The sequence below is a fragment of the Falsiroseomonas sp. E2-1-a4 genome, assembly GCF_051433165.1.
GTDB lineage: Bacteria > Pseudomonadota > Alphaproteobacteria > Acetobacterales > Acetobacteraceae > Falsiroseomonas.
Window position 1 is genome coordinate 40,984 of sequence record NZ_JBHMFS010000009.1, and the last position, 12,173, is coordinate 53,156.

The 12,173-nt window shown below is 65.7% G+C and carries 10 protein-coding genes; 8 read left to right on the forward strand and 2 right to left on the reverse strand.

Annotation, left to right across the window (positions count from 1 at the left end; genetic code table 11):
- Window positions 1-157 precede the first annotated feature (157 nt).
- A complete protein-coding gene (locus tag ACFHNC_RS11605) occupies window positions 158-1,525 on the forward strand; it encodes a hypothetical protein (RefSeq protein WP_437169379.1) in 1,368 nt (455 codons plus the stop codon).
- 216 nt (window positions 1,526-1,741) lie between these two features.
- Here the strand turns inward: ACFHNC_RS11605 and ACFHNC_RS11610 are convergent, their stop codons facing one another.
- The gene (locus ACFHNC_RS11610; RefSeq protein WP_437169380.1) at window positions 1,742-2,737 is read right to left on the reverse strand and encodes a catalase family peroxidase; all 996 of its coding nucleotides are present in this window, start codon (window positions 2,735-2,737) and stop codon (window positions 1,742-1,744) included.
- A gap of 300 nt (window positions 2,738-3,037) precedes the next feature.
- Window positions 3,038-3,430: a hypothetical protein gene (locus ACFHNC_RS11615; protein WP_437169381.1), complete on the reverse strand. Its 393-nt coding sequence runs from the start codon at window positions 3,428-3,430 to the stop codon at window positions 3,038-3,040.
- An 849-nt stretch (window positions 3,431-4,279) separates the two neighbouring features.
- Here ACFHNC_RS11615 and ACFHNC_RS11620 point away from each other — a divergent pair.
- The 7 genes from ACFHNC_RS11620 (at window position 4,280) to ACFHNC_RS11650 (ending at window position 12,128) form a co-directional block, all read left to right on the forward strand.
- On the forward strand, window positions 4,280-5,029 hold the full coding sequence (locus tag ACFHNC_RS11620) for a PEP-CTERM sorting domain-containing protein (RefSeq protein WP_437169382.1): 750 nt from the start codon (window positions 4,280-4,282) through the stop codon (window positions 5,027-5,029).
- Between the two features lie 266 nt (window positions 5,030-5,295).
- Window positions 5,296-5,418 (forward strand): hypothetical protein, encoded by a 123-nt coding sequence (locus ACFHNC_RS11625; RefSeq protein ID WP_437169383.1) that lies wholly within the window; start codon window positions 5,296-5,298, stop codon window positions 5,416-5,418.
- A gap of 140 nt (window positions 5,419-5,558) precedes the next feature.
- Window positions 5,559-7,349, forward strand: coding sequence for a PAS domain S-box protein (locus tag ACFHNC_RS11630; RefSeq protein WP_437169384.1), 1,791 nt, complete (start codon window positions 5,559-5,561; stop codon window positions 7,347-7,349).
- 599 nt (window positions 7,350-7,948) lie between these two features.
- Window positions 7,949-9,487, forward strand: a complete 1,539-nt coding sequence (locus ACFHNC_RS11635; RefSeq protein WP_437169385.1) for a replicative DNA helicase — start codon at window positions 7,949-7,951, stop codon at window positions 9,485-9,487.
- The gene (alr, locus tag ACFHNC_RS11640; RefSeq protein ID WP_437169386.1) at window positions 9,477-10,568 is read left to right on the forward strand and encodes an alanine racemase; all 1,092 of its coding nucleotides are present in this window, start codon (window positions 9,477-9,479) and stop codon (window positions 10,566-10,568) included. The genes ACFHNC_RS11635 and alr overlap by 11 nt, the downstream gene beginning before the upstream one ends.
- Window positions 10,569-10,572: 4 nt before the next feature.
- Window positions 10,573-11,358 (forward strand): MlaE family ABC transporter permease, encoded by a 786-nt coding sequence (locus ACFHNC_RS11645; RefSeq protein WP_437169387.1) that lies wholly within the window; start codon window positions 10,573-10,575, stop codon window positions 11,356-11,358.
- Window positions 11,355-12,128 (forward strand): ABC transporter ATP-binding protein, encoded by a 774-nt coding sequence (locus ACFHNC_RS11650; protein ID WP_437169388.1) that lies wholly within the window; start codon window positions 11,355-11,357, stop codon window positions 12,126-12,128. Before ACFHNC_RS11645 ends, ACFHNC_RS11650 begins: the two co-directional genes overlap by 4 nt.
- The last annotated feature ends 45 nt before the right edge of the window (window positions 12,129-12,173 follow it).

Consider the following 12,173-nt stretch of genomic DNA (forward strand, 5'->3'; position numbering starts at 1 on the left):
CCCGCGGCGGCACCATAATCCTGGCCGTGAACTCCCTGTTCCTTAACTGAGCGCTCTACGACTTGCGCGTCCGGCGCCTGGCGGTTCACCTTGGGACCGCCTCATTCGGTGACGAGGATCATCGACCGTGTCTGCACCCCATAACCTCGAAGGTCTGATGGCCTGGTCCCGCCGGGAGCATTGGCGCGAGCCCTTCGGCACCCTGCTGGACCGCCACATCGGTAAGGCCTGCGCCGGCGCCAGTATCGCACCTGCCGGCATCGGCGACGCGCTTGGCGACCATGCCATGTCCACGGTCTTTGGCGCCGTGTTCGAGGACCTGCTGGGCCTCGACCTGCCTGATAGGCGCAACCTGGCTGACGAGTATCTCCGTCGTCGCGGTTGGAAGGAGAGCGTCGCCACCCGCAACTACATCGCCGCGCTCCGCCGCACGCCGATGAGCCTGTTCGAGGTGAGCGGCATCGTGCCGGGTGAGAGCATGATGTTGCGCGACCTGGTGCGCGGCGGCGATCCGGTGCGGGTGATGGAGAAGTCCGGTTCGCGCGGCGCGCGGCAATGGGACCGGCTGGCCACGCGGGTGATCCAGCTTGGTGACCGCGCGATCATCAGCGGCGCGCTGATGGTTTTCGACATGGATACCAGTGACTCACTGCTGAAGGCGATCCGGCGCACCCTGGCGAATGCGCCGGCCGAGGCCGCGAAGCTTGCGTGCGAGCTCGGTGTCGAGGTGGATGAAGCGGCGCTGGGCGGTGCGGCTGACCTTAACCTGGTGCTGGCCGGCGCCGGCTTCTTGTTCACCAGTTTCTGGCTGGATGCCGCGTTGAAGGCTGCCCTTCGCCCTTCACGCTCGGAGGTGGTCAACAGTGCCGGCGAGCCCCTTGAGTTCGTCACGGTTCATTTCCCGCTGGCCGCTGGTGTCCGCCTTGATGCCGTGCGCGCGGCTCTGTCGGCAGTCCCGGGGCTGCGACAGGAGAAGGCCGGCTTCTGGAATTGGGTAGAGGAGAAGGCGGCGGTCAAGTCTCGGCCGAAGCCCGGCCCGCACAGCTTCATCAGCACGATGGAGGACGGCGCGGTGGTGCTGGGCAATCTCGAATTGAAGGCGCGGCGCCTGTCCCTGACCGCCAACTCCGAGGCGAGGGCGGCACGTGGCCAGGCTCTGTTGGCGGGTGCGCTGGGCGACCTGGTGCGTGCGCCGCTGCTCGAGCGTGTTGACCTCGACCATATGCTCGCCGAGGGCAAGGGCTCGCCTCGGCAAGGCTCCGGCCTACCGCCCGAGATCGAACGCGAGGTGTTCAGCAAGGCGCTGGATGATCATTATCGACGGGTGCTCGACGAGCCCATCCCGGCCTTGGGCAATCGCACCCCGCGTGCCGCGGTGAAGACCGCGAAGGGCCGCGACAAGGTGGTGGCCTGGTTGAAGCTGCTGGAGAACGGCGGGGCGCGGCAGGACGCCAGTGATCCGATGGGGGCCTACGACTTCGGCTGGATGTGGCGTGAGCTGGGGCTGGATGAGTTCAGGCGATGACGCCCTGTATTGGAAGAGCGATACAGGGAGCCGATGCTTCCTTCAATTCAGGGCAGCTAAAGAGCCGCGCGCCACCATCCTGCGCGCCGGGGCCACAACGGCCGCTGGCGGACGGCTGCGAAACCGCTGCGGCCTGGGGCACGTCCGGTAGGGACATCCGCGCACCTGGCGGGATCACGAAATACCCGACGGCATCTTGCCCGATGCGGCTTTGTACTATTGTAGCCGCCGGGACAGCGACACTGCATAGGCGCCGGCGCGGGCCTGCAGCGTCGGATCGTCGCTGAACTCGATCCCTGGCGCCTGGTCGAGGATAAGGAAGCTGATCGGGTCGCAGGCGCCGCCCGGACCAGGCGCCACCTCGGCTACAGTCAGGCGCCCGACAGTGGCCCGGGGCCGGTCATCGGGCCAGGCCACCGTAGGATTGACGAGATCGTCCCCGGGGCCTGCGAATTGTAGTACCATGTCGAACTCAACCGGACCGGTGCCCACCCGCCGGCGCAGCTCATCGGCGAGAAAGTTGGCCGGCAAGGTGCGCATCTGTTCATCCGTAAGGCGCTGCACGCCGGCCCGCGGCTCGAACACCCAGCGCGCGTGGCGCACTTCGCCGTCGGCGCCGCGGAAGCGGAAGGCGTTGACGCCCCAATAGGGGGTCGAGGCCCAGCTGGCCGGCGGGTTGCTTGCGGCAAGCCAGCGGCCCTGGAGGGTGGTAGCCGGGTTGGCCGCGACGAAGGCCGCCACCCGCTCTGCATTGGGCTGACCGGTCGCGGGATCGCGGCGGCGCGCCAGCAGACCATCGACCATCACCTGCGGTGTCGGCGACCCGAAGATGGGCGCCGAGATATTCGCCATGTCCCAGATGTCGCCGGCCGCCGTCTCGAAGCGGATGGAGAGGCTCCGCGTGGTGCGCCCAGTATCAGGGCCCGCCGGGTTGCCGACGCCCACGCCGAAGCGGATCACGGTCGGAACGCGCTGCCCGTCGAATACCGGCGCCACCGAAAACCGCGCGCCCTCCGGCGTGGCGGTGAAGTGGCCGGCGGCGCAGGTGCCCTTGGCGTGGCTGGGGCGATGGCTGCGGATCGGGCCGAGAACTCCCTCGAAGGCATCGACAATCGCCTCCGGCGAGGGCTGGGCTTGCGCGCCGGGGGCAGTAGTGAGGAGCGCCGTAAGCGCGGCGGCGGCCAGGGCAACGGTGAGTGGGCGTCGGGACATGGGCGTGCGACCTCCTTGTACAGCATGCTTCGTGCCGAATTCGGGAAAGGATACGGTGCGGCGAGGGCGGACTCCAACGATCATGTGGACCGGGCTTAAGCGAGGCAGCGCGGTGATCTGTTCGAGCGACCCACCATGATGACCCGCATGACCGAAACCGTGATCGCCCGCATCTTCGGCGGGTGTGATTTCGGGAAATGACAATGTTGCGCCGAGACGTGCCTTCAACCGTGGGGCGTGCCGCGAAGCCTGCAGGAATTTCTTGCGCTATCAGTCCAATTAGTTTAAGGTTCTTTCATATTAGTGCAGGCATTCTACGGAATTCGGCATTTTAGCAAGGAAAAAATTGTGCGCAAACTCATCCCGCTCGCCGGCTTGCTGATGCTCGCCCAGATTCACGGCGCGTCGGCCCAAAATTTCCAATTGCCCAATATCGGAAACATGCTCGAGGACGCACTCAACCCTAATCGCAACGACGGACATCGTCGCGCCGACGATGAGCGGCGGGCCGAGCAGGAACGACGCGAGGCCTATCGTGACGGTCGTGCCGACGAACGGCGGGCTTACGAAGACCGTGCAAGACGGGATGACCGCGATGGCAGTCCGTCCTGGTCGCGCGGGCGCGACGACGAGAACCGAGGTCGCGGTCACGGCAATGGTCGCGGGCACGGCGAAGGTCGCGGTCGAGGTCACAACAAGTAGGCCGCCTTTCCTCGACGGTTAGGAAAGGCCGCCGGGAACGGCATGCAGAGCTATAAAAGTCCGGCGTCCGCTTGAGCTTGAGGGTGCTGGTGGGCATCGTGGTCATACATGTTGATGCTCCGATGGTTGTGGCCATCGGCATTAACTTCGCCCGGTGCTCGCTGCGCGCAGATGTTCAGGCGGCAGGCATGCCCTCTCTGTGCGGCTGTTGAGACCTGAGCAAGCTTCCGCCTACGATCACCAGCGCCATCATCGCGCCGCCGCGCAGCGACCCTTCGTGGAGCTCAGAGCACCGCCACCGCCTAATCCGGTGAGGAAGGGGCTAGCGCTGATCCAGCCTGAGACAAAGCTGGTTTCCAGCAGCAGCAACAAGACGTGCCGCCGCGGAACACCAGCCCCACCGGCGCGGCAAGGCGCCTCGAACAGCGCAGGCGCATGTAGCCCAGCGACTGCGATCAGCGGCAGCCCCGCCAGCAAAACGAGGGCCAGCACGGGCCTTAACCTGGCGGCGAGGCCCTCCACCCGGACAGCATTGCAGCTTGGGCTCATGCTCTCGCAAGATTAATCCTAGCGTCAACCCTGCGAGATGCTTACTTGGTCTCAACTGGGCAATTTCTTCCGGATGCATAATATAATTATGAACTTCACATGAGTAACCTCGCGGTCTTTCAATATTATTACGCCATCCGGAGTGTCGTCCTGGCTTACGCAGTAGCATTGCCCGAGCCTACGCTTGCTCCCAAGGCACCGATTCCGAAGTATTTCTGAGGCCGGCCTGAAATTTGCACATCCAGTCTTGCCGGACTGCGATCCCGCATCCCGGTTTCAGGAGGACTTCGTATGCGATTCAAAACAAAGTCGGCGCCGGCTGCCAAGACGTCTCGCTCGGCAGTTCGCAGTTTTACCTTGGCGTCGACCCTGGCCGGCGTGATGCTGCTCGCCGTTCCGGCTCAAGCCGCACCCATACTGTACGAGGCCATCCTGACGCCGCTGAGCGGTTCAGGCGTCTCGGGTCTCGCGAAGCTCAGCCAGGACGGCGACATGCTGACCGTCAGCATCACGGCGAGCGGCCTGACCCCGAACCAGCTTCACGTGCAGCACATCCATGGCCGATTTGATGCGGCTGGCAACCCGATGGACTCCGTTACGCCGACGCTCGCTCAAGATACCGATGGCGACGGCTTCATCGAGCTCGCCGAGGGTCTGCCTTCCTATGGGCCCATCATCCTGAACCTCGATGGCCCCCCAGGCTCGGGCGACTTCCCGACTGCGCCAAATGGCCTGGTGAACTTCATGCAGACCTATGACCTCTCGAACAACGCCCTGTTCTCTGCGGATTTCACCAAGGAGGACCTGCTCCCGCTGACCCTGCGCGAAATTGTTCTGCACGGCCGGCTGCTGGATTCTGCGACCGGGCTGGGATTCGGACCTGGTGAGGCGGATGGCACCCCGGGCTACAAGGTGGTGCTGCCCATAGCGGCCGGCGAAATCCGCGCCGTGCCGGTACCAGAACCCGCGTCGCTCGCACTGTTCGGCGCGGGTCTCTTTGGATTGGGCCTGGTTCGGCGCCTACGCGCCCGCCAGGCGTAAGACTTGGCGGCGGCACTCGTGTGGGTGCCGCCGCTCCTGCTGGGCAGCCGTCAGGGACAGCCCCAGCGCGATGCGCAAGCTGTCTGAGTTTTGGCTACTTGAAGCAGTGATGGAGGGCGGCGACGCCAAGGTGCGGGCTGGTAGGGCCTTCGGTCGCGCTGGCATGCTTGATTGTCTGATTCGCTTGGCAAAAGCCTGTTGCTGCTCCACAGAGCATGTAAGATGACTGGCTGGCGAAGCTGCTCACAAATATTCTGAAGTCTAAAATGGACACGATTTATAGCTTCGCCATTGCCCTGCGCAACCAGCACAATCAAAAGTTGGTGCCGTTTTCATGGCTCCGCCTTATTGGTGGTTTCGCACAAGCATTTTTCTGGTCTCAGCCTTGAGCGAACAAGACCGCATTCGGGCCGCAGATGAGCGAGCGGGGCAACTCGAGCGTGAGAACACTAAACTGCGGGAGGAAGTGACACAGGCACGAGCCCAGATCGCCGAGATGCGGGCCACTGGATGGCCCCGGGAAACGGCCTTGGCGTTCACGGATTACGCCGCGGTGCTCCATCAGGTTGCGGAGGGCGTCATAGTGGCTGACGTTGCCGGCAGCATCGTCTTCATAAACGAGGCGGCGGCACGCATGCACGGTGTTGCGCATTTCCAAATAACCCCACCCGGCTACAGCAGCGCCTATGACCTCCGCACGGAAGATGGCCTGCCATACCCGTCCGAGGACCTGCCGCTGGCCCGCGCGGTGCTGCGCCAGGAACGGGTGGAGGAGGCGCGCTGGCGTATCCGTCGCCCCGATGGCTCCGAGGTTCTTGCTGTCGGATCAGCAAAGCCCGTCTTCGACTCCAACGGGATGCAGACCGGTGCCGTGCTGACTCTGCGGGACGAGACGGCGCGTGACGCTGCGGAGCGGGCGCTGCGCCGGAGCGAGGAGCGCTTCCGCGCGATCTTTGACCAGCAGTTCCAGTTCATGGCGGTACTCTCGCCAACTGGTCTGACGCTGGAGATCAACGAATTGCCGCTGCTGGTTGCAGGCATCGCGCGGGAGCAGGTAATCGGGCGCCCCTTCTGGGACGCGCCCTTCTGGGAAGGGCTGCCCGAGATGCGCGAGGCCTGGCCGCGTCGCCTCACCGCCGCGTTGGAAGCGGCTGGACCGGTGCTGTCAGCGGACCGATTCAAGACCGCCAGCGGCGAGGTCCGCACCGCCGATGCGGCAGTAACTGCGGTGCGCACGGCAGAAGGCGAGTTAATGTTCTTCGTGATCCAGGCCACGGACACGACCAAGCGGCGCGATGCAGAGGCGGCACTGCGTGAGAGCGTTGCCGAGTTTCGCGCCATCTTCGAGACGGCGGCGGCTGGGGTCACCGAGGTGGATCGGCGTACCGGTCGCTATCTCCGTGTCAACCGGCGGTTCTGTGAAATCGTGGACAGACAGGAGGCCGATCTCCTCGGCGGTCTAGGGCCGGATGATGTCAGCCATCCTGATGACCGCCAGATCAACGCGGCCGCGTTGGCTGCGATGGATGCGGCCGGTCGCCACGAGGCAGAGAAGCGCTACATCCGTCCCGGTGGTGATGTTATCTGGGTTCGCGTCAGCGCAGCTGTTGCAGCGCGCGATGCGGAGGGGCGAGCCATCCGCACCGTGACGGTCGTTCAGGACATCACCGAAGCCAAGCAGGCGGAACGGCGCCTTGCGCTGTTGGTCGCGGAACTGAACCACCGTGCGAAGAATGCGCTGGCAACGGTGCAAGTGCTTGCGGAACAGACGCTTCGTGGTGCGGCTGGCGACCTGCAGCGTTTCGCGCAGAACTTCCTGATGCGCCTCCAGGCCCTGGCACGAGCGCATGATCTGCTCACTCAGCATAGCTGGGAGGCGACGCGCCTCGAGGCGGTCGCCAGCGCGGCACTTTCGCTATGGCTGAGTGAGGAGATGGGCTCAGCCCGTGTCGCACTTCAGATGTCAGAGGCCGCCAAGCGCGCAGTCGTCACGCCACGTCAGGCACAGGCGCTAGTGCTGGGTCTGCATGAGCTGGGCATGAATGCCGCCAAGCACGGGGCATTGTCGCGTGCTGAAGGCCGCGTCAACGTGACGTGTGATCTGTCCGGAAAGAATTCAGCCACCATCAAATGGAGCGAGGTGCAAGGCCCGCGCCTGGAAGGGGCCCCCGTGCGACAAGGCTTCGGCACGCGGCTTCTCAAGCGGGCGGTCCCACAGGACCTTGGGCCAGGTTCCTCCGTCTCGCTCGACTTCATGCCCGCCGGGCTAAATGCGATGATCCGCGTGCCGCTGCTGAAGCGGCCGGGTACGGATTGCTGACGAGATTATTCGTCAGCGATGCCCCAAGAGAGCAGGCTGGTTGCGTAAAGGTGTGGGCCGAGCTGAACGGCCCAGCTGTTCGCCGAAGTTCGCCCAAAACCGCCTACAGCCACTGAAAAACGGCACCCTATCCGGCCCCCAAGAACAAACGTTCCGGGTCGGCGGCCCCATCAGGTAGGCCTTAAATGCATGATTTGGTTGGGAAAAATTGGAGCGGGCGAAGGGATTCGAACCCTCGACCCCAACCTTGGCAAGGGTGAGGACCTTACCGAATGCGAGTTCGGTGAAGGGGGCTCCACGCTCCCTGCACCCACCCGCCAAGGGACAGTGGTCCCTTGAAACCCATTGATTCATGAGTAGAAATAGACAGGGGCTGGAGGAACCGCATGTCAAGCGGGGCCGCCGGCCCCTCTCCATTTCTACTCAAGGTCCTGAGGTCCAGGAGGCCACTGCCTCCTGGCGGGGAGGGTGCGGGAGGGGCAGAGCCCCTCCTGCGAACCACCAGCGCCGCCCCTGGCCAAAATTCACCCCCGTTATCCACAGTGATCCACAGGCTGGGTGGGGCGCGCGCGACTCGGTGGGTGGGCTAGGGTGGGGTGATGAACAATTTCGGCTCTACGTCCGCCCCCCCTTCTGCCGGCTTTGGCGGGGGGGATGGGTTGCTCGGTCTGTCCCAGCGTCTGCCGCCGGCCAATCTGGAGGCCGAGCAGGCGCTGCTCGGCGCGCTGCTGGCCAACAACAAGGCCTATGAGCGGGTTTCGGAGTTCCTGGCCGCCGATCATTTCGCCGATGCCGTGCATGGCCGCATCTTCACCGCCATCCAGCGCCGTATCGAGGCCGGGCACCTGGCCGATGCGGTGACCCTGCGCGCGGAATTCGAACATTCTGGCCTGTTGGATGAGGTGGGCGGCTCCGCCTACCTGGGTCAGTTGCTGACCGCCATGGTGGGCGTGATCAATGCCGGCGAGTATGGCCGCGTCATCCACGACGCCTGGCTGCGCCGCCAGTTGGTCGATCTGGGCGAGGTGATGGTGAACCGCGCCTTCGGCGCGGAGCCGGAGCTGGACGGCAAGCTGCAAATGGAAAGCGCCGAGCAGGCGCTGTTCGACCTATCCAAGGCCGGCGAATCAGGCGGCGGCTTCGTTTCCTTTGAGCGCGCGCTGGCTACGGCGGTGCAACATGCGGAGAAGGCCTTCTCCAATCCCGGCGGCGTGGCGGGGCTTTCGACCGGGCTGCGCGACCTGGATGCCAAGCTTGGCGGCCTGCACCCATCGGACCTTTTGATCATGGCCGGCCGCCCCGGCATGGGTAAGACGGCGCTGGCGGTGAAGGTGGCGTTCGGCGCGGCACGGGCCACGCTGCGCGCGGCGCGGGAGAAGGACCCCAACGCCATCCCGCGCGGTGGCGTTGCCATCTTTTCCCTCGAAATGTCCTGCGACCAGTTGGCCACCCGCCTGCTGTCCGAGGAAAGTCGGATCTCCGGTGACCGCATCCGCCGCGGCGAGATCAGCCAGCGCGACTTCGACAAGTTTCTGGAAGTCAGCCGCGAATTGCAGGCGCTGCCGCTGTTCATCGATGACACGCCGGCCATTACCATCTCGGCGCTCCGCACCCGCTGCCGGCGGTTGCAGCGGACCAAGGGGCTGAACCTGATCATCGTGGACTACCTCCAGCTCATGCGCCCCGCGGCGGGCAGCAAGCCGGAGAACCGGGTGCAGGAAATCAGCCAGATCACCCAGGGGCTGAAGGCGATCGCCAAGGAATTGTCGGTGCCGGTGATTGCGCTATCCCAGCTCTCCCGCGCGGTGGAGCAGCGGGAGGACAAGCGGCCGCAGCTTTCGGATCTTCGCGAATCCGGCTCCATCGAGCAGGACGCGGACGTTGTCATGTTCATCTACCGCGATGAATACTACCTCCAGCAGCGCCAGCCGAAGGAGCTGACCTTCGACAACCCGCAGAAATTCAGCGAGGCGGTGGAGAAGTGGCAGAAGGACATGGAGGACGCGCACAACAAGGCGGAGCTCATCGTCTCCAAGCAGCGCCACGGCCCGACCGGCACCATCCGCCTGTTCTTCGAGGCTGAGTTCACCCGCTTCGGCGACCTCGATACGCATCATGATGGCGGCTATGGTGACTGACGCCGGACAGGGCGTGCTGACCGTTGACCTCGATGCGGTTGTCGCCAATTGGCGGGATCTGTCCGCCCGGCATGGCGCGCCCTGCGCGGGGGTGTTGAAGGCGGATGGCTACGGGCTGGGTGCCGCGCCGGTGGGCCGCGCCCTGCATGCGGCCGGCTGCCGGACCTTCTTCGTGGCGCATCTGATTGAGGGCATGGCGCTGCGCGACGCGCTTGGCGCCGGCCCCGCCATCATCGTGCTGAACGGCTTCGCGCCGGGGGCGGATGGGCAGGCCGGGCTCTGGCCGGTGCTCAACAGCCTGGGCGATGTCGAGGCCCATGCTACCGCCGGCCGGGCGGATGGGCTGCCGCGCCCGGCGCTGCTGCACCTGGATACCGGCATGTCCCGCCTTGGCCTGGATGCCGGGGAACAGGCGGCGCTGGCGGCGGATCGCGCCCGGCTCGCGGGGCTCGACCTGCACTTCGTGATGACGCATCTGGCCTGCGCGGATTACCCGACGCATCCCCTCAATGCCCGCCAGGCGCAGCGTTTCGCCGCCGCCGCGGCGGCCATTGCGCCAGGCGTGAAGCGCAGCTTCGCCAATTCCTCCGGCATCTTCCTCGGCCCGGACTACGCCTCCGACCTCGCCCGCCCGGGCTGTGCGCTGTACGGGATCAACCCGACGCCGGGCGCGGCGAACCCGATGCGCCAGGTGGTGGTGCTGGAGGTGCCGGTGCTGCAGGTGCGGGAAATTCCGGCCGGCGACACGGTGGGCTACGGCGCCGGTTACACCGCGCCACGCAATGTGCGCGTGGCCACCGTTGCGGCGGGCTATGCCGATGGCTACTTACGGGGCTTGTCCGGCCGATCCCTGGCGCTGTTCCAGGGCCGCGCCGTGCCGCTCATAGGCCGGGTCTCGATGGATTTGACGACGTTCGATGCGACCGATTTCCCGGAACTGCGCCCTGGCTGCCGTCTGATGCTGGTCGGCGGGCCGGGAAACACGCCGGACGACATCGCCGCCCGTTGCGACACCATCGGCTATGAGGTGCTGACCTCGCTCGGCCATCGCTACCAGCGCCGATACATTGGCGGCGTCTGAAGTCTTGAACCGCATTCTGGATCCGGTCGCGGCCATTGGCCGTGCCGTCATCGGCCTGCTGCGCGGCACCGGCGCCATCGCCCTGTTCGCGGCGGAGGCGATCAGCCATCTGGTGCGCCCGCCCTTCTATGGGCGCCTGTTCCTCAAGGCCTTCATCGAGATCGCCTGGTTCAGCCTGCCCGTCGTGGCGCTGACGGCGCTGTTCACCGGCATGGTGCTGGCCCTGCAATCCTACACCGGCTTCGCCCGCTTCAATGCGGAAGGGGCGGTGGCGAATGTGGTGGTGCTGTCCATCACCCGTGAACTGGGGCCAGTGCTGGCCGGGCTGATGGTGGCCGGCCGCATCGGCGCGGCCTTTGCCGCCGAGATCGGCACCATGCGGGTGACCGACCAGATCGACGCGCTCTCCACGCTTTCCACCAACCCGATGAAATACCTGGTCGCCCCGCGGCTGCTGGCCGGCACGCTGGCGCTGCCGCTGCTGGTGATCGTGGCGGATACGCTGGGCGTGATGGGCGGCTGGCTGATCGGCACGCAGCAGCTGGGCTTCGGATCCGGCGCCTATCTGAAGGCGACCTTCGACTTCTTGGAGATGTGGGATGTGCTGTCCGGCCTGATCAAGGCGGCGGTGTTCGGCTTCATCATCACGCTGATGGGCTGCTGGTCCGGCTACAATTCCGGCGGCGGCGCGCAGGGCGTGGGGCGGGCCACCACCTCGGCCGTCGTCTCCTCCTCCATCCTGATCCTGGCGGTGGACTACGTGCTGACCGCGGCGCTGTTCAGCCGATGAGCGAAGTGCCGAAAATCCGGTTGGCCGGGCTGCGGAAATCCTTCGGCTCGAAGACGGTGCTGGACGGCGTGGACCTCGATATCCGCGCCGGGCATTCCATGGTGATCCTGGGCGGGTCGGGCTCCGGCAAATCCGTCATGCTGAAATGCATCCTGGGCCTGATCCGGCCGGATTCCGGGCTGATCGAGATCGATGGCCGGGATGTCTCCGCCCTGTCGCGGGCGGAGCGGGAGGCGGTGAACGACCGCATCGGCATGCTGTTCCAGAACGGCGCGCTGTTCGACAGCCTGCCGGTCTGGGAGAATGTGTGCTTCAAGCTGCTCGCCCAGCGCCGCCTCAGCCGGGCCAAGGCGCGCGACAAGGCGGCGGAGGTGCTGGCCCAGGTCGGGCTGGCGCCCAGCGTCGGCGACCTTTCGCCCAGTGAATTGTCGGGCGGCATGCAGAAGCGCGTCGGCCTGGCGCGCGCCATCGCGGCGGAGCCGGACATCATCTTCTTCGACGAACCCACCACGGGACTCGACCCGATCATGGGCGCGGTGATCGATGGGCTGATCGTCGATGTGGTGAAGCGGCTGGGCGCCACGGCGGTGTCCATCACCCATGACATGGCGAGCGCACGGCGGATCGGCGATGACGCGGCGATGATCCACAAGGGCCAGATCGTCTGGCGTGGCGGGGCGCAAAGCCTGGGCGACACGGGCAACGCCATGGTGGACCAGTTCGCGCGCGGGGAACGGGAAGGGCCGATCCAGATGGAGCTGCGGCGGTAGCGCGTTCCACGACTGATCAGACGTTTCCCCTCGTACCGGACACCC

Coding starts and splice junctions, on each gene's coding strand:
- ACFHNC_RS11620 (WP_437169382.1), top strand. CDS start 4,280: ATGCGATTCAAAACAAAGTCGGCGCCGGCTGCCAAGACGTCTCGCTCG.
- ACFHNC_RS11635 (WP_437169385.1), top strand. CDS start 7,949: ATGAACAATTTCGGCTCTACGTCCGCCCCCCCTTCTGCCGGCTTTGGC.
- ACFHNC_RS11610 (WP_437169380.1), bottom strand. CDS start 2,737: ATGTCCCGACGCCCACTCACCGTTGCCCTGGCCGCCGCCGCGCTTACG.
- ACFHNC_RS11605 (WP_437169379.1), top strand. CDS start 158: ATGGCCTGGTCCCGCCGGGAGCATTGGCGCGAGCCCTTCGGCACCCTG.
- alr (WP_437169386.1), top strand. CDS start 9,477: ATGGTGACTGACGCCGGACAGGGCGTGCTGACCGTTGACCTCGATGCG.
- ACFHNC_RS11625 (WP_437169383.1), top strand. CDS start 5,296: ATGGACACGATTTATAGCTTCGCCATTGCCCTGCGCAACCAGCACAAT.
- ACFHNC_RS11650 (WP_437169388.1), top strand. CDS start 11,355: ATGAGCGAAGTGCCGAAAATCCGGTTGGCCGGGCTGCGGAAATCCTTC.